The organism is Paraburkholderia madseniana (genome assembly GCF_009690905.1).
GTDB classification, from domain to species: Bacteria; Pseudomonadota; Gammaproteobacteria; order Burkholderiales; family Burkholderiaceae; genus Paraburkholderia; species Paraburkholderia madseniana.
Genome location: NZ_VOSW01000039.1, coordinates 21,978 through 42,399, shown reverse-complemented (window position 1 = coordinate 42,399; position 20,422 = coordinate 21,978). Strand labels below are relative to the sequence as shown.

The window sequence follows — 20,422 nt, the reverse complement described above, 5'->3', positions numbered from 1 at the left end:
TCTGGCGCGTGGCGAAGACTTGGATTCCACCGCGCCGCAAGTGTTCCCCACGGAGTGTCAATGAGTATCGATCGGGCTTTGGTCGACGCTGCCCTCGCGGCCGTCACTGACCCCAACACGGGCAAGCCCTACGCGGCTGCCAAAAACGTTAAGAACGTGGCCGTGGAGGGTGACACGGTTAGCCTCGAGGTGGTACTCGGCTATCCGGCCAAACGGCAGTTTGAAGCGATCCACACGCAATTCACCGACGCGCTGAAAGCCGTTCCCGGCGTGGCAGGCGCACGCGTCCAGGTGTCCCAGCAGATCGCCGCGCACACCGTGCAGCGCGGCGTGAAACTCTTGCCGAACGTTAAAAACATCGTTGCTGTGGCGTCGGGAAAGGGTGGGGTCGGCAAGAGCACGACCGCGGTGAACCTCGCGCTGGCACTGGCGAGCGAAGGCGCGTCGGTCGGCATCCTCGACGCGGACATCTACGGCCCGTCGCTGCCGATGATGCTCGGGATTGTCGGCCGTCCGGAATCACCCGACGAAAAGTCGATGAATCCGATGACCGGCCACGGCTTGCAGGCCAACTCGATCGGCTTTCTGATCGAGCAGGACAATCCGATGGTGTGGCGCGGCCCGATGGCAACCTCAGCGCTCGAACAGTTGCTGCGGCAGACCAACTGGCAAGACCTCGACTACCTGATCGTCGACATGCCGCCGGGCACCGGCGACATTCAGCTAACCTTGTCGCAGCGCGTGCCGGTGACGGGCGCCGTGATCGTCACGACGCCGCAGGACATCGCGCTGCTCGACGCGAAGAAGGGTCTCAAGATGTTCGAGAAGGTCGGCATTCCGATTCTCGGCATCGTCGAGAATATGGGTATGCATATCTGCTCGAATTGCGGCCACGAAGAGCATATCTTCGGAGCGGGCGGCGGCGAGCGGATGGGCAAGGAATACGGCGTCGACGTGCTCGGCAGCCTGCCGCTCGACATCGCCATCCGTGAGCAGGCCGACTCCGGCAGACCCACCGTCGTGGCCGACCCGCAAGGGCGTATTGCGGAGATCTACCGGTCGATCGCGCGCAAGGTTGCGATCCATATCGCCGAGCGGGCGCGCGACATGACCTCGAAGTTTCCCAGCATCGTTGTCCAGAACACCTGACTAGCCGTTCGGACAAGGGGTTAAAGCGGGGCCAAGTCGCCAATTTGCGTCTGGTCTCGCGGTATCATGTCGACTTCACAAGTTCGGCTCGGCGGCCGCAGGGGCGGCCACCAGGTCGGCAAGAGGATCGCATGGGAAAACGAATCGACGGGCAGGCGGTGCATGCGTTCATCGTCCTGGCTGCCAGCAGTGTGCTGTTATGCGGTTGTAGCACGTTCCTGAGACCACAGGAAAAGCGTGCCGACGCGCAGTTGCTGCCCACCGTGGGCAATCAGGCACGCGGTCTCGTCACGTTCATCGAGCGTTCGGACGGTGTGCAGGTCACCTACAATCTCACGGGCTTGCCGCCCGATAGCGATCACGCGTTGCAAGTGCATGAGCGAGGCGACTGCAATGCCGCTGACGGCTCCAGCGCCGGCCAGGTGTTCTCGCCGGCAGCCGAGCGTCTGAAAGCCGGTGCCCGGGTCGAAGGCGATCTCGGCAACATCCACGCGGACGCGAACGGCGTGGCCACCGGCTTCATCGTTGCGCCGGACGTGTCGCTCGACGGTATCCGCTCGGTGTTGCAACGCGCGGTCCTGTTGCATCACGACGCGACCGACCCTTATGCGTATCCGCAGCATGGCGCGGGCCCCGCGCTCGCATGCGGGTTGATTCGCCAGTGAGGGCAATGCCCTGCGGGTCTCATCCGGTGCAAGCGGTTAGCCGTTTGAATGGCCTTGCGGCAAGCCTTTTGCGGTGCAGGGGACGGCTCTCAGGCCCGGCCCGCGGCAGCATTCTCCTGATCGCGTAAAATAAGCGCCTTTCGGCCGGGGTCGCCGAGCCCGGGGCGCGTAGCCGGCGGCGCCCGGCCCGGACCTTACGCCGGATCGTTACCCGTCACACATCTGTCACTCAAGTCGAGCAGCGTTCACCTATGACTATCAAATCCGACAAGTGGATCCGGCGCATGGCCGCGTCGCACAACATGATCGAGCCGTTTGCACCGGATCAGGTCCGCGTCTCCGAAGACGGCCGGAAGATTGTCAGCTACGGCACCTCGAGCTACGGCTACGACATCCGCTGCGCCGACGAATTCAAGATCTTCACCAACATCAACTCGACCATCGTCGATCCGAAGAACTTTGACGAGAAATCGTTTGTCGATTTCAAGGGCGATGTCTGCATCATCCCGCCGAATTCGTTCGCGCTGGCCCGCACCGTCGAATATTTCCGCATTCCGCGCAGCGTCCTGACCGTGTGTCTGGGCAAATCCACGTATGCGCGTTGCGGGATCATCGTCAACGTGACGCCGTTCGAGCCGGAATGGGAAGGACACGTCACGCTCGAATTCTCGAATACGACACCTTTGCCTGCGAAAATCTACGCGAACGAAGGCGTCGCCCAGGTGCTGTTTTTCGAAAGCGACGAAATTTGTGAGACGTCGTACGCGGATCGCGGCGGCAAATATCAAGGTCAGCACGGCGTCACGTTGCCCAAGACGTGACGTCGGCAGCGTACTGACCCACCAGCTATTCGGGTGACCGCTGCTTAGTCAAATGCAGCGGTCGTTCTTTTTGGAGAATCGCCCATGAAGTTTCGTTTTCCCGTCGTCATCATTGACGAAGATTTTCGCTCCGAGAACATCTCGGGTTCCGGCATCCGGGCTTTGGCCGAAGCTATCGAGAAAGAAGGCGCGGAAGTGCTCGGGCTGACGAGCTACGGCGACCTGACTTCGTTTGCGCAGCAGTCGAGCCGTGCATCGTGCTTCATCCTCTCGATCGACGACGACGAGCTGCTGCCGTACGTCGACAACGTGGTGGTGGAAGGCGAGACGCCGGAACTGGCGGCCGCGATCATCGCGCTGCGCGCGTTCGTGACCGAAGTGCGCCGCCGCAACGCCGATATTCCGATCTTCCTGTACGGCGAGACGCGCACCTCGCGCCACCTGCCGAACGACATCCTGCGCGAGCTGCACGGCTTCATCCACATGTTCGAGGACACGCCGGAGTTCGTCGCGCGCCACATCATCCGCGAGACCAAGGTGTACCTGGATTCGCTCGCGCCGCCGTTCTTCAAGGAACTGGTGCAGTACGCGGACGAAGGCTCGTATTCGTGGCATTGCCCGGGGCACTCGGGCGGCGTGGCGTTCCTGAAGAGCCCGCTTGGCCAGATGTTCCACCAGTTCTTCGGCGAGAACATGCTGCGCGCCGACGTGTGTAATGCCGTCGACGAACTCGGTCAACTGCTCGATCACACCGGCCCGATTGCCGCCTCCGAGCGCAATGCGGCGCGCATCTTCAGCGCAGACCACGTGTTCTTCGTGACCAACGGCACCTCGACCTCGAACAAGATCGTCTGGCACGGCACGGTTGCGCCGGGCGATATCGTGCTGGTGGACCGCAATTGCCACAAGTCGATCCTGCACGCGATCACGATGACCGGCGCGATTCCGGTGTTCCTCACGCCGACGCGTAATAACTTCGGCATCATCGGCCCGATTCCGCGCAGCGAATTCGAGCCGGAAAACATTCGCAAGAAGATCCTGGCGAACCCGTTCGCCCGCGAAGCCTTGGCCAAGAATCCGGACCTGAAGCCGCGCATCCTGACCATTACGCAGAGCACCTATGACGGTGTGATTTACAACGTCGAGATGATCAAGGAAATGCTCGGCGACTGGCTCGATACGCTGCACTTCGACGAAGCCTGGCTGCCGCACGCCGAGTTCCACGAGTTCTATCAGGACATGCACGCGATCGGCGCGGGCCGTCCGCGCATCGGTGCGCTGGTGTTCGCCACGCACTCCACGCACAAACTGCTGGCCGGTATTTCGCAGGCTTCGCAGATCGTCGTGCAGGATTCGAAGAACAGCCGCTTCGACAAGCATCGCTTCAACGAAGCGTATCTGATGCACACGTCGACCAGCCCGCAGTACGCGATCATCGCCTCGTGCGACGTGGCCGCGGCCATGATGGAAGCGCCTGGCGGCACGGCTCTGGTTGAAGAGTCGATTGCCGAAGCTTTGGATTTCCGCCGCGCGATGAGCAAGGTCGACGCCGAATACGGCGACGACTGGTTCTTCAAGGTGTGGGGCCCGGAGACGTTCGCGGAAGAAGGCATCGGCTCGCGCGAAGACTGGATGCTGCGCCCGAACGACGCATGGCACGGTTTCGGCCCGCTCGCCGAAGGTTTCAACATGCTGGACCCGATCAAGGCGACCATCGTCACGCCGGGTCTGGATATGGACGGCGGCTTCGGCGAGTCCGGCATTCCGGCTGCGATCGTCACGAAGTATCTGGCCGAGCACGGCATCATCGTCGAAAAGACCGGCCTGTATTCGTTCTTCATCATGTTCACGATCGGCATCACCAAGGGCCGGTGGAACTCGATGGTGACTGAGTTGCAGCAGTTCAAGGACGACTACGACAACAACCAGCCGCTGTGGCGCGTGCTGCCCGAATTCGTCTCGCATCATCCGATGTACGAGCGTGTCGGTCTGCGCGATCTGTGCGAGCAGATCCACAGCGTGTATCGCGCGAACGACATTGCGCGCCTGACGACCGAGATGTACCTGTCGAGCATGGAACCGGCAATGAAGCCGTCGGATGCGTTTGCCAAGCTCGCGCACCGCGAGATCGACCGGGTACCGATCGACGAACTCGAAGGCCGCGTCACGTCGATCCTGTTGACGCCGTATCCGCCGGGTATTCCGCTGCTGATTCCGGGCGAGCGCTTCAACAAGACCATCGTCAACTATCTGCGTTTCGCGCGCGAGTTCAACGAGCGCTTCCCGGGTTTCCACACGGATATCCACGGGCTTGTCGGCGAAACCATCAACGGGCGCATCGAATACTTCGTCGATTGCGTGCGCGCCTGACGATGTGGGTGGTGAAGTCCCTGCTGGGCGCTGATGGCAGGCGGCGCGCGTTTGGCGCGTTGGCCCTGACGTCGGCGCTGTCGGTGGCTGCACTCGGCATTGTGCCGCTTCAGGCGCATGCCGAAGTCGCCGCTGCCGACCCGATCGACGCGTCGATGCGCACCTGTCTTGCGCGCAGTGACATGTCGTCGACGGCGGGGCAGGTGCAGTGCATGGACACCGCGCGGATCGGCTGGAAGGCCGCGTTGGACGGCGCGTGGCAGCAGCTTCAGGCGAAGTTGCCGCCGGCGCAACGCAAACCATGGGAAAAGAGCCAGGCAAGCTGGCTGGCCTCGCGCGATGTCGAGAAGCAGTTGCTGGCGGCCGTGTTCGCGACGACGCATGGCTCGATGTATGTGCTGGCCGAAGCCGATATGCAATTACAGCCGGTGCGTGACCGCGCGCTTGCGCTGCGCAGTGCCTTGGCCAGGACCAGCGCCGGCGGCGGGGACCCACCGCGCCCTCCGCGCGCCTGTACCGCGGACGCGCAATGCGAACACGCGATGTTCGATCTGAACCGCTATTACCGCCGCTTGCAATCGAAGATGCCGGCGCGCTCGCGTCCGACGCTCGCGCGCGCCCAAAAGGCCTGGAGCGTGTATCTCAACGCCGCCACGCCGGTGATCGACGAAGGCAGCCGTATCGATATCATCGGTGCGCGGGTGGCGACGCTCAAGCGCTTGTCGGAGACGGTCGGCAACGACTGAGTGTTCGCGGCTTACGTGACCAGGTAGGCTTCGGCTTGCGACGAGGGCCGCGCAAGTGCCGGCTCCCCTAGCAGGTCGCGCATGGCGTCTTCGATACCGAGCGACATTGTTTCGAGCGCGAGGTCGTTGTCGTCGGTACCGAAGGGCTCTTCGATCTGCGAGGCGATTGCTTCGTGCGCCATGAAGGTGTACGCGACGAACACTGCGAAGACCGGCGTGAAGATGCCGATGCTGTCGACCAGTCCGAACGGCAAGGACGCGCAGAAGAAATACACCGTGCGGTGAATCATCACTGAGTAAGCGAAGGCCAGCGGCGTCGACACGATGCGCTCGCAACCGCCGATCACATCCGACAGACCATTTAGGTTTCGATCGAAGGCGAGCACCGCCATCGGATCGATCGCGCCTGCTTGTGCGTGGCGCTGCACCCATTCGCCGAGAAACAGCAGGAGTGTTGCCGGTTTGTAGCGCGACGCTATGACGCGGTCGAAAAGCGCTTTGGGCAGGCGTGCTGCGAGATCTTCACGCGGGTCGCTATTGCGGAGCTGGTGACGCAGGGCATGGGGGAGGGCGCTCAGGGCGGCGACGAACTCCTTGATGTCTTCCTTCGGCAACTGTTTATTTTGCAGCGTGAGGGCCTGGCGGGTGAGCGAGCGGGACTCGTTCAGCAACTGGCCCCAGAGCTTGCGGGCTTCCCACCAGCGGTCGTAGCTGGCATTGTTCCGGAAGCCTAGAAAGACCGCCAACGCTATGCCTATCAGGGAAAATGGGGCGGTGGTATTGAGATTGAGCGAGACCGGCAGCAGGTGGTCGTGGGCGGCTACCGCGACGATCGCGATGCAGAAAATGAGGAATAGCCTCGGCAGCAGTTGCGGGAGGACGGAGCCTCTCCAGGCAAGCAGCATGCGGAACCAATGGAGGTGGGGGCGGATGATCATCGCAGCGGGTTTTTGCCTTCGGCGGGTGGGGTTCTATTATCGCTAAAGGTGTTGGACCATGGTTTTTTTTGCCTTTGGCGGCGGCATTGTCCGTGTTCTTAGGGCTTTGGCCTTTCCTTGAATTGTTAGTGGTCTATTAGCGTTGCCCCTGTGCGGGGCGGCACTTACTTTCTTTGCCGCCGCAAAGAAAGATAAGCAAAGAAAGCGGCTCAAACCACTCCTGCTAAGTGGGCACCGTGGTTTGCATAGGGTAGTGGTGCATCTGGAATCCGTGTTCTCGCGCGTTCAGCGCTTGTGACAAAGGACTCATCAGCTCCCACTCCGCACTGCGTGCGTCGCGGACGGGTCTGCAGGGGAAACCACGGGCTTCGGTTGAGGTCAGTGGGGGGCCGTCGGCTTCGCCTCGGCGAGGCGCGAGCGTCAAAACGTAGCGGGTGGTTTTATGAAGTACGCTTCGGCGCGCGCAGCGCCGCCGGAAGTATGACGCCCTTGTCACTGGCGTATGCACGTGCACGAACACAGATTCCAGATGCACCACTACCCGTAGCAGACCACGGTGCCCACTTAGCAGGAGTGGTTTGAGCCGCTTTCTTTTGCCTACTTTTCTTTGCAGCCGGCAAAGAGAAGTAGGTGCCGCCCCGCACAGGGGCAACGCTAATAGACCACTAACAATTCAAGGAAAGGCCAACGCCCCAGGAACACGGACAAAAGCGCCGCGAAGGCCAAAAAACAACCCTTAATCCCGCGGCGAAGAAGCCGCCCCATGACTTAACCAATCGAGCACAGCAGTAGCATCATCATCCGCGCCCTGTCGCGCCTTAGCGACCGTCTCAGCCACATCCGCGCTAGGCACAGCGCGCCGAATCGCCACACCAACGGCAAGAATATCAATCATGACGAGATGCAGAATCCGCGAAATCATCGACAACTGCGACTCGCGAATCTCAATGTGATCGGTCTCCAAAGCAACAGTAGCCCGCTTGGCCAGCGCCGTGTTGCTGGACGTAATGGCAATCACCTTCGCCCCCGCCTGCATGGCGACATCCAGCACACGCAATAACTCAGGCGCACGTCCCGACTTGGACACGGCCACAATCACATCACCCTTGCCCAGCAACGCAGCAGACGCCGCCTGCATATACAGATCGCCGTAGGCAATCGTCGGAATACCAAACCGGAAGAACTTGTAATGCGCGTCCTGCGCGACGATATTCGAATTGCCGAGCCCATAAAACTCGATCCGCCGCGCGCCGTTCAACAGATCAATGGCCCGCTCGACCTGGTCGAAATTCAAATGCTCGCGCAACTGCAAAATCGCCGACACGGTGTTGTCCAGCACCTTCGCGCCGAAGTCCGTCGCGGTATCGCCCAGATGCACCTGGCTATGACTCACCGGAATCGTGCCGGTCAAACCCGTCGCCAGCTTCAGCTTGAAATCCGACAAACCCTGGCAGCCGAGCGAGCGGCAAAAACGGATCACCGTCGGCTGGCTCACGTCGGCCTTGCGCGCGATGTCCACGATCGGATCGTTGATGATCGAACGCGGATGATTCAACGCGAGATCGGCCACGCGGCGCTCGGCCGGCGTCAACGCGTCGCGCATCTGGCGAATCCGCTCGAACACGGCCGATGAACTGCCGCCCGCGCGGTTCGACAACTGCTCTGCGAGAATCGCCGACACACCCAGAAACGCCGGGTATTCAGCGGTAATCACGTAGGTCGGCACGTTCTGCAAATACGCCTCGAAGCGGCCCTTCGCCTCGAACCGTTTGCGAAACGACGAACGCGAGAAGAACTCGCCGAGCCGCGGCACGACGCCGCCGCCAATGTAGATGCCGCCCAATGCGCCGAGCGTCACCGCAATATTGCCGGCGAAGGTGCCAAGAATTCCACAGAACACGTCGACGGATTCGGCCGCGAGCGGCTCGCCGTCCAGCGCGCGTTTGACGATCTCGACCGTGTCGACGTTGGCCGCCACACGCTTCTTGTCGCGGCCCGCCAGCGCACGGTAAATCACTTCGATGCCGGGGCCCGCGGCCACGCGTTCGAACGAGACGTGCGACCACTTCTTGCGCGCGTATTGCAGCACGATGTCTTCACGTTCGTCGGCCGGCGCGAAGGTGGCGTGACCGCCTTCGCTGCCGAGCGCGATCCAGCGGTCGTCGGCGGGAATCAGGCCGGACACGCCCATGCCGGTGCCCGGGCCGAGCAGGCCGATCACGCTGTTCGGACGGCGCGAGCCGCCGCCCACCTGCACGCGCTGCGCGTCGGTCAGGCCGGGCAGCGCCATGGCCAGTGCGGTAAAGTCGTTCACCACCAGCAACGTGTCGAAGCCGAGCGCGCGGCGCGTGGCTTCGATCGAAAAGCTCCAGTCGTGATTGGTCATGCTGACCTGATCGCCGTCGACCGGGTTCGCAATCGCAATCGCCGCGTGATTCACGCGGCCGATCTTGGTGTCCTTCAGATACTTCTTGATGACTTCGGCAACGCCCGGATAGTCCGCGCACGGATAGACCTGCACCGAGCCGATTTCGCCCGGGCTGTATTCGAGCGCGAAACGCGCATTGGTGCCGCCGATGTCGGCGAGCAGCCTCGGTCCATCGGCGTGCTGGCCCGCGCCCGGAACAGCCTTAGTTTGCACACCAGTAGACATCGAGTCTCACTCCCTTGTCGTTTGCCAACTGCGAGATGGCATTTTTTTGTAGCGAAGCGGCGGCGGCATTCAGCACGTCCATCTTGCGCGGTCCTGCGATCAGCAAAAACAGGTGCTTCACTTCTTTCAGTGCAGAGAGCGACCAGCTCACGCGCGCATGCGGTGCGCTGCCGGGATGCAAGGCAACGAAGCGCTCGGGGGTGGCGATCGCGTAGTCCCATTCGGGCGCATCCGCGAAAATCGACGCGGTGTGGCCGTCTTCGCCCATGCCGAGAATCGCGACGTCCGGCACGGCGCTAAAGCGCGGGTCGGCGTTCAGCGCGGCAACGTGCGCGTTGAGGTCTTGCGTGGCATCGACCAGCGGCCAGAAAGCAGCATTTTTTGCGGCGTTCTGCAACAGCGTGTCGTGCACGAGTTGCGAATTGCTCGCGCTGTCCGTGTCCGGTACCCAGCGGTCGTCGACCAGCGTCACGGCAATGCGCGCCCAGTCGAAGGATTGCGTGGACAACGTCTGCAGAAACGGACGCGGGCTGCTGCCGCCGGACACTGCAAGCATTGCCGGGCGCGCGTCGTTGGTTGACGTAGCCGTCTGTGCGGCGAGCGACGCATGTAACGCGTCGCCAACCGCCTTCGCCAACGCGTCGGATTGGGCGCGTTGATCGTCGAAAGCGTGAAGCTCGATCACTTCTCCTCCGTGCTGCTTTCTTGTTAGATCTGCGGAACGTGCCATGCTGCTCTCACGCGATGCCTGCAAGTGGGATGACTTGCAGGCGCCTTCGTGATACCGGCGCCATTCCGTTCAGTTCGTCGGTGGGTCTTGCAGGCGCCGTGCCGTGCTTCGATCGGGATCGCGCATGGTACGACGCCGTAATTCAGTTGATTCAATTCTCTTCTTCGAGCCAGCAGGTGCCGTGCTGCGCCAACATCGCGCTCGCCGCTGCCGGCCCCCACGTGCCTGCTGCATACGGCTTGGGCGGCTTGTTGGCAGCAGCCCATTCGTTGAGGATCGGTTCGACCCAACGCCATGCCGCTTCCTGCTCGTCGCGCCGCACGAACAGCGCGAGGCGGCCGTTGATGACATCGAGCAGCAGACGTTGATACGCCTCCATTTGCCCTTCGCGGAAGAAGCGGTCGAACGCGAGGTCGAGGTGGACGCTGGCGAGGTTCATGCCTTCGCCGGGCTGCTTCGCGAGACAGTAGAGGCGAATGGTTTCGTTCGGCTGCAAACGGATCACGAGACGGTTCGCACCGCCACGCAACGCGGACGCGCCCAATGCCGAATGCGGCACCGCACGGAAATTCACCACGATCTCAGCGACGCGATCCGCGAGACGCTTGCCCGTGCGCAGGAAAAACGGCACACCGGCCCAGCGCCAGTTTTCGATTTCCACCTTCACCGCAACGAAGGTTTCGGTGGTGCTGTCCGTCTTCACGCCAGGCTCGGTGGCATACGCCGGCACCGCGCTGCCGCGGATCACGCCCGCATGATACTGGCCGCGCACGGCGACCTTGCCGATATCGCGCGGATCGATCGGCTTCAACGCGCGCAGCACGCGCAGCTTTTCGTCACGGACCGAGTCGGAATCCATTGAATGCGGCGGTTCCATCGCGACGATGGAAAGCAGTTGCAGCAAATGGTTCTGCACCATGTCGCGCAAGGCGCCGGTGTTGTCGTAGAAGTCGCCGCGCGCTTCCACGCCGAGTTCTTCCGCGATCGTGATCTGAATGCTTTCTACCCATTCGCGGCGCCACAACGGTTCGAACAGCACATTGCCGAAGCGCAGCGCGAGCAGGTTCTGCACCGGCTCCTTACCGAGGTAGTGGTCGATCCGGTAGATCTGTTCTTCAGCGAAGATTTCGCCGACTGCATCATTAATTGCGTTGGACGACTTGAGGTCGTAGCCGAGCGGCTTTTCCAGCACGATGCGCGAATTTTCGTTGAGCCCCACCGACGCGAGCGCGCGGCAGATCGGCACGAACAGCGACGGACCCGTGGCCAGATAGAACACCCGGATGCCGGGGCGGCCGCTCAAGGCGTCGCGCAGCAGCGTGAAGTCTTCGGGGTTGCCGAGATCGATCTTCACGAACTCGATACGGTCGAGGAAGCTCGCCCATGCTGTTTCATCCACACCGTTCTTCGACACGTGCGGTTTGACGTGCTCATTGACCCAGTCAATGTAGGCAGCACGATCAGCCACATGCCGTGCTACCGCGACGATCTTGCCACTGTCGGCCAGCATGCCGCCTGCACGGTGCGCTTCAAACAGTGCCGGCAGGATCTTTCGCATGGCCAGATCGCCGGTTCCGCCGAAGAGAACGAAGGTGAAGCTTGAATCGGTTTGCATGTGTCTCCGTCGATATCCTGGGGTCGCCGTGGGGACCGAAAAAGGGCGACCGTAGTCCGATAAAATATTTTTTGACACTGAATTGTAGTTTAACTACAATCCAAATCAAGAGGTAGCGCTAATTCGATGAAAAAAGCGTGCGCTGTGAGGCTAGATGCGCGTTTTCCCGAATCGGCAGGCGTCCCCTTCATGTTAACGGACATTGCGTGCGAGCACGTGCCAGCATGCCCCCGGCAGCCCTTACGGAAGGCCGGAAAGCTAACCTGGCGTCAGGGTTAACGTGCAAGGCACCTCGAGTCTGCCGCGCACGACGCGGGCAGGCAAAAATCAAAAGAGGAGACAGTCAGTTGCATCCCGAACCACTCATCTCTTGAGCTTCCAGCGGCCGGATATCGGTCCGCCGGCACATGCCTTAACGCATGCGCCCGACCGTGCTCGATCGCCCAGTGTTTTGCCTGTTTGAACCAACCACAGCACCCTGGCGACATCAGGGGCCATTTGTTTTTTGTTCAGGTGTCTGGAGGAGATAAGCAATGAAATTTCGCGCGATCATGGGCGCTTTGTGCGCCGCAGGTCTGATGTGTGGCGTCTCGGCTGTGCAAGCTGCCGAGTCGATCGAAGTGTTGCACTGGTGGACTTCGGGCGGCGAATCGAAAGCCGTCGGCGTCCTCAAGGACGACATGACGAAGCAGGGTTACACGTGGAAGGACTTCGCGGTTGCTGGCGGCGCGGGTGCGGCTGCCATGACGGCACTGAAGACGCCGGTGATCTCGGGCAACGCGCCGAGCGCTGCGCAGATCAAGGGTCCGCTGATCCAGGACTGGGCTTCGCAAGGCGTGCTGGTGCCGATCGACTCGGCCGCAGCCGACTGGAAGAAGAACCTGCCGCCGGAAATCGACAAGATCATGCACGCGGACGGTCACTACGTGGGAGCACCGTTCTCGGTGCACCGCGTGAACTGGCTGTACATCAACAAGGCAGCGCTGGACAAGGCAGGCGGCAAGGTGCCGACCACGTGGCCTGAGTTCTTCGCGGTGGCCGACAAGATGAAGGCCGCGGGCATCCAGCCGATCGCGATGGGCGGTCAGCCGTGGCAAGACCTGACGCTGTGGGAAGACGTGGTGCTGTCGCAAGGCGCAGGCTTCTACAAGAAGGCGCTGGTTGATCTCGACGAGAAGACGTTGACGTCGGACCAGATGGTCGGCGTGTTCGACACGGTCCGCAAGATCCAGGGTTACTTCGACGCGGGCCGCACGGGCCGTGACTGGAACCTGGCAACGGCGATGGTCATCAACGGCAAGGCCGGCATGCAGTTCATGGGCGACTGGGCCAAGGGCGAGTTCGCCAACGCCGACAAGAAGGCGGGCTCGGACTACATCTGCGCTGCGGTTCCGGGCACGGAAAAGGCTTACACGTTCAACGTCGACTCGTTTGTGTTCTTCCAGCAGAAGGGTCAGAAGACTGCAACGCCGGGTCAATTGGCACTGGCCAAGACGATCATGTCGCCGGAGTTCCAGGAACAGTTCAGCCTGAACAAGGGTTCGATCCCGGTTCGTCTGGGCGTGTCGATGGCCAAGTTCGACGACTGCGCGAAGAAGTCGTACGCGGATGAACAAGTGGCGATCAAGTCGGGCGGCTATGTGCCTTCGCTGGCACACGGCATGGCGCAACCGGATGCAGCAGCCGGCGCGATCTCGGACGTGGTCACGAAGTTCATGAACTCGCAGCAAGATTCGAAGACCGCGGTTGCCGCGCTCGCGAAGGCTGCGAAGACCAAGTAAGTGACGTAAGCGAAGTGGCGCGCCTGGTGGTTCCCCTCGTGGGTGCCGGGCGCGTTCTTCGGATTGCTTGCAGCCGTTGCGTTACTTAGGGCGAGACACTTCACCCCTGGTTTCATCGAGTCACACCTATGCCGTCCCGGTCTCGCGTCTTTCGTGAGTGAGCGCCCCGGCGGTACAGTTTCAGCAGGAGTCGAGTAGTGACTGCTTCTATCAGCGGAAACGGGAAAACGGCCACCGTGACCCGCCGCACGTCGCCGATGGCGGCCCTTGCCGATCGCTGGATTCCGAAGCTGGTGCTCGCACCCAGCGTCGTGATCAGCCTGATCTTCGTGTATGGCTTCATCGCCATTACCGGCTTTCTGTCGCTATCGAATTCGCGACTGATGCCACGTTATGAATTTGTCGGTCTCGACCGTTATCGCGAACTGTTCGATAACGATGTGTTCTGGACTTCGGCTGCCAACCTCGGCTGGTTCGGCATCCCGTTTATCGGTATCTGTATCGGCCTCGGTCTGTTCCTCGCGATCCTGCTCGATCAGCAGATCCGCAATGAAGGCGCGCTGCGCGCCGTGTTCCTGTACCCGATGGCGCTTTCGTTCATCGTGACGGGTACGGCGTGGCAATGGATCATGACGCCGAGCGTCGGCCTCGAGAAGGTGTTCCACGACTGGGGCTGGACGAGCTTCTCGTTCAGTTGGCTCGGCGACCCGGACAAGGCGATTTTCTGCGTCGTGGTCGCGGCGGTGTGGCAATCCACCGGCTTCGTGATGGCGCTGTTCCTCGCGGGCCTGCGTGGTGTAGATGCTGAAATCTTCAAGGCTGCGCAGATGGACGGCGCGGGCTTGCCCACCATCTATCGCAAGATCGTGATTCCGAGCATGCGTCCGGTGTTCTTCTCCGTGCTGCTGATTCTCTGCCACATCACGATCAAGACCTTTGACCTGGTCGTCGCGCTGACCGCGGGCGGTCCGGGTACGTCTTCATCGCTGCCGGCTATTTTCATGTACACGTTTTCGTTCAATCGCGGGCAGCTGGGCGTCGGCGCGGCATCGTCGATGATGATGCTCGCCACCGTTGTGGCCGTGCTCGTGCCGCTGATGTATCTGGAATCGAGGAGCACGCGCAATGCAGCCTAAGATGACGATCAGCCGTGCCGTCATTTATGCGGCCTTGATTCTGTTTGCCCTGTATTTCCTGTTCCCGCTGTACGTGATGCTGTCCACGTCGTTCAAGGATGTCGACCAACTGCGCACCGGTAATTTGCTCACGCCGCCGACGCACTGGACCATCGACCCCTGGATCAAGGCATGGAGCGGTGCGTGTACGGGTGTGCGCTGCGACGGCATGCAGCCGTTCTTCATGAACTCCGTGCGCATGGTGATTCCGGCCGTGCTGATCTCGTCGATCATCGGCGCGTTCAACGGTTATGTGCTCACGCACTGGCGTTTCCGCGGCGCGGATCCGATCTTCACGATGATCCTGGTCGGCTGTTTTATTCCGTTCCAGGCGATCCTGTTGCCGATGGCGCGTTTCGAAGGCTTGCTCGGCCTGTCGAATTCGATAACCGGTCTGGTGGTGGTGCACGTGATTTACGGTATCGCCTTCACCACGATGTTCTTCCGCAACTTCTACGTGAGCATTCCGGCTGAACTCGTGAAGGCCGCGCGGATCGACGGTGCCGGTTTCTTCACGATCTTCACGAAGATTCTGATGCCGGTGTCGCTGCCGATTTTCATGGTGTGCCTGATCTGGCAATTCACGCAGATCTGGAATGACTTCCTGTTCGGGATTGTGTTCTCCGGTGTCGATTCGATGCCGATCACGGTGGCGCTGAACAACCTCGTGAACACCTCGACCGGCGTGAAGGAATACAACGTGGACATGGCCGGCGCGATTATCGCCGCTTTGCCGACGCTGCTCGTCTATATCGTCGCCGGCCGCTATTTCGTGCGCGGTCTGACGGCGGGCGCAGTCAAGGGCTAAACCATACGCATCGCGGTGGCGCTTCTTCCGGGAAACGCCGCCGTCATCCGACCAGAGTTTTCAAGCAGTACCAGAGACAAGAGGATTCACAGCATGGCAAGCCTTTCCATCCGTGACGTGTACAAAACTTACCCGAATGGGGTGCCGGTTCTGAAGGGTGTCAACATCGACATCGAAGACGGCCAGTTCCTGATTCTCGTCGGCGGCTCGGGCTGCGGGAAGTCGACGCTGCTCAACATGATCGCCGGCCTCGAAACCGTGACCAAGGGCGAGATCCAGATCGACGGCAAGACGGTGAACAACCTCTCGCCGAAAGATCGCGACATCGCGATGGTGTTCCAGTCGTACGCGCTGTATCCGTCCATGACGGTGCGCGAGAACATCTCGTTCGGCCTGGGCATCCGCAAGGTGCCGAAGCAGGAGCAGGCGCAGATCGTCGACCGCGTGTCGAACACGCTGCAGATCACACACCTGCTGGACCGCAAGCCGGGTCAGCTCTCCGGTGGTCAGCGTCAGCGCGTGGCCATGGGCCGTGCGCTCGCACGCGATCCGGTGATGTTCCTGTTCGACGAACCGCTGTCGAACCTCGACGCGAAGCTGCGCATCGAAATGCGCTCGGAAATCAAGCTGCTGCATCAACGCCTCGGCACGACGATCGTCTACGTGACGCACGATCAGATCGAAGCCATGACGCTCGGCGACCGCATCGCGGTGATGAAAGACGGCATCGTCCAGCAGTTCGGCGCACCGCAGGAAATCTACGACTCGCCGGCGAATCTGTTCGTGGCTGGCTTTATCGGCGCGCCGCCGATGAACTTCATCCAGGGCAAGCTGGTGGAGCAGGGTTCGGGCGTGGGCATCGAACTGGATACGGGCGGCATGCGCGGCGTGCTGAACCTGCCGTTCGACTCAGCCAAGGTGAAGTCGCACGTGGGGCGTGAAGTGATTCTGGGCCTGCGCCCGGAGCGGATCACCGACGCACGCGGTGCGCATGGCGACCACGCAAATCTGCAGCCGATCGAAGTGAAGGTCGACGTGATCGAGCCGACCGGACCGGACACGCTGGTGTTCGCGCAGGTTAACGGCAAGCGCATTGTGAGCCGTGTGCACCCGGCCTCGAATCCGCAGCCGTTGACGAATACGACGCTGTTGTTCGATGCGTCGAAGGCGGTGTTGTTCGATCCGACTAATGAAGAGCGGATTGCCTGAGGCGGGTAATTCGCTGAGCGATCCGCTTTGAAGAAAGCCCCATGCGTTGCGAGACGCATGGGGCTTTTTTTCATTTGCCAGGTGCTGTTTGGATCGGGTTGCAGTGGGCTCGGAGCATGGCGCTCCGCGACGTGACGTCAAACGTCCTTGATGCGCAGATCCGGATTGTTCCGCGCCAGCTCGGTGACCCACTCGGTGAAGGCGCGCAGCCGTGAACTCAGATTGCGGCGATGTGCGTACAGGATCGACAGCGGCGTACCGGGGCTCGTGTAGTTCGTGAGAATTTCCTTGAGCGCGCCTTGCGCAATCAGATCCGCGACCATGAAGCGCGACGGCTGGATGATGCCGTGGCCGAGCGCGCTCGCGCTGATGTAGACGCTGCCGTCATTCACCGCGAGCACGCTCTTCAACGTGACCTTGACGATCTCGCCGTCCACCTCGTACTCGAATGGAAAGGTCTTGCCGCTGCGCGCGGAAACGTAGTTGACCGCGCGATGCTCGCTGAGCTCCTCGAGTGTGGTCGGCGTGCCGAATTGCTCCAGATAGGCGGGCGACGCGCAGGTCACGATCCGCGCCTCGCCGATGCGCCGCGCGACGAGACTCGACTCTTCCGGCGTGCCCATGCGGATCACGCAATCCACCCCGTCCTGAATCAGATCGATATTGCGATCCGCCAGCCCAAGCCGCACGTCGATCTCGGGGTATTGCCGGTAGAAGTCGTCGAGCGCGGGCAGCAGCAACGCTCGGGCGAGCGTGCCGGACGTATCGACGCGAATCGTGCCGCTCGGATGTTCGCGCTTGTTCGACAGCGACGACTCGGCATCGGCGACTTCGGCGAGGATGCGCACGCAGCGGTCGTAGAACAGCGCGCCGTCTTCGGTGACGCTGACCTGCCGCGTCGAACGGTTCAGAAGCCGCACGCCGACGTGTTCTTCCAGAGCCTGAATGGTCCGGCTGACTTTGGCGCGGGGCAGGTCGAGCGACTCGGATACTTTGGTGAAGCTGTTCGCCTCGACCACACGCGTAAATATCTCCATCGCTTCGAAACGGTCCATGTTTTGCCTTATGAGTGATGGGCGGAAGTGGGTTTCGAAGTGAAGTGTATCGCTTGGAAATAGTGTTGGCGCGCTCGCGTGGTTATGTCGGGTCCGTGCCGGGTTCGTACGATCAATCCCGATCAGGCGCGCCAAGTGGGAACAGCGGGCGATACGGGCGTGCTTCGTCGACTGCGCGTGCGAACGATGGCCGGGCCAGCAGCCGCTTCCGGTAGGCGAGCACGTGCTCAAAGGCCGGGCCGATGCGATGCGTCCAGTCGGCGTAGAAGAGGAACGGCGCGGCGCCGCAGTCGGCGAGGCTGAACACATCGCCGGCCGCCCATTCGCGCCCGGCCATCACCGTGTCGAGCCAACCGTAGGCGGTGTCGAGCATGTCGCGGGCTTCGGTCACGGCGCGCGGATCACGCTCCGGCTCGGCGCGCAGACTGTCGTACACGATCTTTTGCTGAGGCGTGGAGATGTAGTTGTCGAAGAAGCGATCCATGCTGCGCACTTCCAGCGCGGTGCGGGCATCGGCCGGCAAAAGCGGCACCGGACCCGGGTGATACAGGCCGAGATACTCGATGATGATGCTCGCCTCCACCACGGTCCGGCTGCCGTCGACCAGCACGGGAAAGCGCTTGATCGGCCAGAGCGCGGCGAACTCAGCCATGACCTGCGGGTCGTCGTGCGCGAGCAGGCGCAGTTCGAACGGCGTGCCGTTTTCGTAAAGCGCGGTCAGCACCTTCTGGCAGTAGGAGGAGAAGGGGTGGGCATAGAGCTTCAGGGTCATCGTGGTCACCTAGGGCGGTTTGCGAGGAGCGCTGTGGCGCGCTGACGGCCGGAGGGGCCGTTTACCTGACGACGAACGGCAGCGGTGGGAATCGACAACCTTGCGACAGCCCAGAAAATTTTAGTGGAAGGCGAATGTTGGTCCGAATCCGGCAAAGACCGGACGCTAGAAAAAGCCTGTGCGCGGCGATTTGTTACGACAAAACGTCACAAACTTTCAAGAAACATAGTGTAACATTTGAAAAAATTGTAAGAAATCGACGTGACCGCGACGTAGCCGGTTTGCCGCCGTAATCAGAAAGACCACCGGGGCGTCACGCAATAAATAACGAATAACTCGACGCACGGAGCCTTTGCATGTCAACGATCACCACGACGTCTGTGAACAGCGCGACTGCCAACGCGCAGAACCAGGTGCAGCAAGCGGCGCAATCGATTATCAATGGCTCCACCGGCAACTCGACGATGGACGTGGCGTCGCTGGTGTCGGCCCTCGTGAATGCGAAGACGGCTGGCCAGACGGCGGCGCTGAAGGCCAAACAGACGAGTGATACCACGACCTTGTCCGCGTACGGCGCCCTGAGTTCCGCGTTGAACGCCTTGCAGGCCGCGATCAAGAGTCTCTCGGACGGAACCACCCTGTCGACCTTCGGGGCCACCGCGAGCGGCAAAGGCATGGACCCCAAGGCGGGTCCCGGCGCGGTCGCCGGCAGCTATTCGATTGACGTCAAGCAGATCGCTGCGTCGCAGAGTCTGTCATCAGCGGCGTTCGATTCCACCGCCAAGTTGGGCACCGGCAAGTTGACCATCGCGGTCGGCGCCAAGTCGATGGATGTCACGGTCGACAGCACGAACAACACGCTGAGCGGCATCGCCAATGCGATCAACAAGGCGGGCAACAATCCTGGCGTCACGGCCACCATCGTGACCGGCACGGGCGGCGCCCACCTGGTGTTGCGCTCGACCACCACCGGCGCGGCCAACACGATCAACGTGTCCACCAGCGGCGTCCAGAACGACGCAGGCCTGTCGAGCCTCGGCGTAACCTCCACGCCGGGTGCGAACGGCGCGGCGTCCACGATCGTATCTTCGGATACCAGCAAGGCCTGGCAGCAAAGCGAAGCCGCTCAGGACGCGCAGTTCACCATCGGCGGGATTGAGGCGAGCAGCTCCACGAACGCGGTCACCTCGGCAATTTCCGGCGTCACGCTGAATCTGTCGAGCGCCGCGGTCGGCACCACGCAGACACTGACAATCGCGCCGGATACGACCGCGCAGAACACGGCCATCACGAACTTCGCCAATCTCTACAACACTGTCGTCACGACCATCAACTCGCTGTCCTCGTACGACAAGTCGTCGAAGACCGGCGGCGCGCTGCTCGGCGATTCGACGCTGACGACGATCAAGAATACGTTGGCGTCGATCGTTGGCGGGGGCGTCGGCACGGGGTCGTCAGCGGTGGGGCTCGCTTCGATTGGCATTACGCTGAAGGGCGATCCGGCGGACGGCACGCTGGTCATCGACAGCAAGAAGCTGAGTACGTCGCTCACCAGCAGCCCGGCGCAAGTCGCCACGTTGTTCAACTCGACCAACGGCATCGGCGTCAAGCTGAACAAGAGCATTGCCGACTTCGTGAAGACGGGCGGCATCATCGACACCCGCAGCACGGCGTTGAATGCCGACCTGAAGAGCATCACCACGCAGCAGACCACGCTCGCCAATTACAGCGCGCAGTTGACGAAGCAGTACCAGAATCAGTTCACCGCGCTCAACACGCTGATGGCGACGATGAACAACAACTCCCAGTACCTGACGGCGCTGTTTGGCGGCTCGAAGAGTGCGGGGGCGTTGGCGACCAACAAGTAAGGCTGCTTTAAAGCGCGCGCCGCCTGAATCCGGGCGGCGCGCTTTTGATGAGGGCAGTTTGATGAAA

General features: G+C 61.6%; 16 protein-coding genes. 10 read left to right on the top strand and 6 right to left on the bottom strand.

The window, feature by feature from the left end:
• Positions 1–60: 60 nt before the first annotated feature.
• The 5 genes from apbC (at position 61) to FSO04_RS20970 (ending at position 5,751) form a co-directional block, all read left to right on the top strand.
• Positions 61–1,149 carry an iron-sulfur cluster carrier protein ApbC gene (gene apbC / locus FSO04_RS20990; protein ID WP_154562079.1) on the top strand — a complete coding sequence of 363 codons (1,089 nt, stop codon included), beginning with the start codon at positions 61–63 and terminating at the stop codon, positions 1,147–1,149.
• Positions 1,150–1,280: 131 nt separating this feature from the next.
• Entirely contained in the window at positions 1,281–1,814 is a 534-nt protein-coding gene (locus FSO04_RS20985) for a superoxide dismutase family protein (protein ID WP_154562077.1), read from the top strand.
• Between the two features lie 251 nt (positions 1,815–2,065).
• On the top strand, positions 2,066–2,635 hold the full coding sequence (gene dcd, locus FSO04_RS20980; RefSeq protein WP_012432068.1) for a dCTP deaminase: 570 nt from the start codon (positions 2,066–2,068) through the stop codon (positions 2,633–2,635).
• 84 nt (positions 2,636–2,719) lie between these two features.
• Complete coding sequence (locus FSO04_RS20975; RefSeq protein ID WP_154562075.1) at positions 2,720–5,005, top strand: arginine/lysine/ornithine decarboxylase; 2,286 nt, start codon at positions 2,720–2,722, stop codon at positions 5,003–5,005.
• Positions 5,006–5,007: 2 nt separating this feature from the next.
• Positions 5,008–5,751, top strand: a complete 744-nt coding sequence (locus FSO04_RS20970) for a lysozyme inhibitor LprI family protein (protein WP_154562153.1) — start codon at positions 5,008–5,010, stop codon at positions 5,749–5,751.
• Between the two features lie 11 nt (positions 5,752–5,762).
• On the opposite strand, the gene FSO04_RS20965 is transcribed toward FSO04_RS20970, so the two are convergent.
• The 4 genes from FSO04_RS20965 to zwf all read right to left on the bottom strand — a co-directional run bounded on the left by FSO04_RS20965 (position 5,763) and on the right by zwf (position 11,687).
• Entirely contained in the window at positions 5,763–6,689 is a 927-nt protein-coding gene (locus tag FSO04_RS20965) for a bestrophin family protein (RefSeq protein ID WP_154562073.1), read from the bottom strand.
• Between the two features lie 736 nt (positions 6,690–7,425).
• Positions 7,426–9,342, bottom strand: a complete 1,917-nt coding sequence (locus FSO04_RS20960; protein WP_154562071.1) for a bifunctional transcriptional regulator/glucokinase — start codon at positions 9,340–9,342, stop codon at positions 7,426–7,428.
• Positions 9,320–10,027 carry a 6-phosphogluconolactonase gene (gene pgl / locus FSO04_RS20955; protein WP_168435770.1) on the bottom strand — a complete coding sequence of 236 codons (708 nt, stop codon included), beginning with the start codon at positions 10,025–10,027 and terminating at the stop codon, positions 9,320–9,322. Before pgl ends, FSO04_RS20960 begins: the two co-directional genes overlap by 23 nt.
• Before the next feature lie 196 nt (positions 10,028–10,223).
• Positions 10,224–11,687 (bottom strand): glucose-6-phosphate dehydrogenase, encoded by a 1,464-nt coding sequence (gene zwf / locus FSO04_RS20950; protein ID WP_154562066.1) that lies wholly within the window; start codon positions 11,685–11,687, stop codon positions 10,224–10,226.
• A gap of 533 nt (positions 11,688–12,220) precedes the next feature.
• On the opposite strand from zwf, the gene FSO04_RS20945 reads away from it, so the two are divergent.
• The 4 genes from FSO04_RS20945 (at position 12,221) to FSO04_RS20930 (ending at position 16,660) form a co-directional block, all read left to right on the top strand.
• Positions 12,221–13,468 carry an ABC transporter substrate-binding protein gene (locus FSO04_RS20945; RefSeq protein WP_154562064.1) on the top strand — a complete coding sequence of 416 codons (1,248 nt, stop codon included), beginning with the start codon at positions 12,221–12,223 and terminating at the stop codon, positions 13,466–13,468.
• Between the two features lie 197 nt (positions 13,469–13,665).
• Positions 13,666–14,604 carry a carbohydrate ABC transporter permease gene (locus FSO04_RS20940; protein WP_097391669.1) on the top strand — a complete coding sequence of 313 codons (939 nt, stop codon included), beginning with the start codon at positions 13,666–13,668 and terminating at the stop codon, positions 14,602–14,604.
• Positions 14,594–15,451 carry a carbohydrate ABC transporter permease gene (locus FSO04_RS20935; protein ID WP_093643967.1) on the top strand — a complete coding sequence of 286 codons (858 nt, stop codon included), beginning with the start codon at positions 14,594–14,596 and terminating at the stop codon, positions 15,449–15,451. Before FSO04_RS20940 ends, FSO04_RS20935 begins: the two co-directional genes overlap by 11 nt.
• A 93-nt stretch (positions 15,452–15,544) precedes the next feature.
• Positions 15,545–16,660, top strand: coding sequence for an ABC transporter ATP-binding protein (locus FSO04_RS20930; RefSeq protein ID WP_154562062.1), 1,116 nt, complete (start codon positions 15,545–15,547; stop codon positions 16,658–16,660).
• A 137-nt stretch (positions 16,661–16,797) separates the two neighbouring features.
• Here the strand turns inward: FSO04_RS20930 and FSO04_RS20925 are convergent, their stop codons facing one another.
• Together FSO04_RS20925 and FSO04_RS20920 are read right to left on the bottom strand one after the other, a co-directional pair.
• Entirely contained in the window at positions 16,798–17,715 is a 918-nt protein-coding gene (locus tag FSO04_RS20925) for a LysR family transcriptional regulator (RefSeq protein WP_154562060.1), read from the bottom strand.
• A 112-nt stretch (positions 17,716–17,827) separates the two neighbouring features.
• Entirely contained in the window at positions 17,828–18,487 is a 660-nt protein-coding gene (locus FSO04_RS20920) for a glutathione S-transferase family protein (RefSeq protein WP_154562058.1), read from the bottom strand.
• Between the two features lie 356 nt (positions 18,488–18,843).
• On the opposite strand from FSO04_RS20920, the gene fliD reads away from it, so the two are divergent.
• Entirely contained in the window at positions 18,844–20,355 is a 1,512-nt protein-coding gene (gene fliD, locus FSO04_RS20915; protein WP_154562056.1) for a flagellar filament capping protein FliD, read from the top strand.
• The last annotated feature ends 67 nt before the right edge of the window (positions 20,356–20,422 follow it).

What these genes read in the sequence shown, in the direction of transcription:
- apbC (WP_154562079.1), top strand. Translation starts at nt 61, where the DNA reads ATGAGTATCGATCGGGCTTTGGTCGACGCTGCCCTCGCGGCCGTCACT.
- FSO04_RS20920 (WP_154562058.1), bottom strand. Translation starts at nt 18,487, where the DNA reads ATGACCCTGAAGCTCTATGCCCACCCCTTCTCCTCCTACTGCCAGAAG.
- FSO04_RS20925 (WP_154562060.1), bottom strand. Translation starts at nt 17,715, where the DNA reads ATGGACCGTTTCGAAGCGATGGAGATATTTACGCGTGTGGTCGAGGCG.
- FSO04_RS20935 (WP_093643967.1), top strand. Translation starts at nt 14,594, where the DNA reads ATGCAGCCTAAGATGACGATCAGCCGTGCCGTCATTTATGCGGCCTTG.
- FSO04_RS20960 (WP_154562071.1), bottom strand. Translation starts at nt 9,342, where the DNA reads ATGTCTACTGGTGTGCAAACTAAGGCTGTTCCGGGCGCGGGCCAGCAC.
- zwf (WP_154562066.1), bottom strand. Translation starts at nt 11,687, where the DNA reads ATGCAAACCGATTCAAGCTTCACCTTCGTTCTCTTCGGCGGAACCGGC.
- fliD (WP_154562056.1), top strand. Translation starts at nt 18,844, where the DNA reads ATGTCAACGATCACCACGACGTCTGTGAACAGCGCGACTGCCAACGCG.
- FSO04_RS20975 (WP_154562075.1), top strand. Translation starts at nt 2,720, where the DNA reads ATGAAGTTTCGTTTTCCCGTCGTCATCATTGACGAAGATTTTCGCTCC.
- dcd (WP_012432068.1), top strand. Translation starts at nt 2,066, where the DNA reads ATGACTATCAAATCCGACAAGTGGATCCGGCGCATGGCCGCGTCGCAC.
- FSO04_RS20945 (WP_154562064.1), top strand. Translation starts at nt 12,221, where the DNA reads ATGAAATTTCGCGCGATCATGGGCGCTTTGTGCGCCGCAGGTCTGATG.
- FSO04_RS20930 (WP_154562062.1), top strand. Translation starts at nt 15,545, where the DNA reads ATGGCAAGCCTTTCCATCCGTGACGTGTACAAAACTTACCCGAATGGG.
- FSO04_RS20965 (WP_154562073.1), bottom strand. Translation starts at nt 6,689, where the DNA reads ATGATCATCCGCCCCCACCTCCATTGGTTCCGCATGCTGCTTGCCTGG.
- FSO04_RS20985 (WP_154562077.1), top strand. Translation starts at nt 1,281, where the DNA reads ATGGGAAAACGAATCGACGGGCAGGCGGTGCATGCGTTCATCGTCCTG.
- FSO04_RS20970 (WP_154562153.1), top strand. Translation starts at nt 5,008, where the DNA reads ATGTGGGTGGTGAAGTCCCTGCTGGGCGCTGATGGCAGGCGGCGCGCG.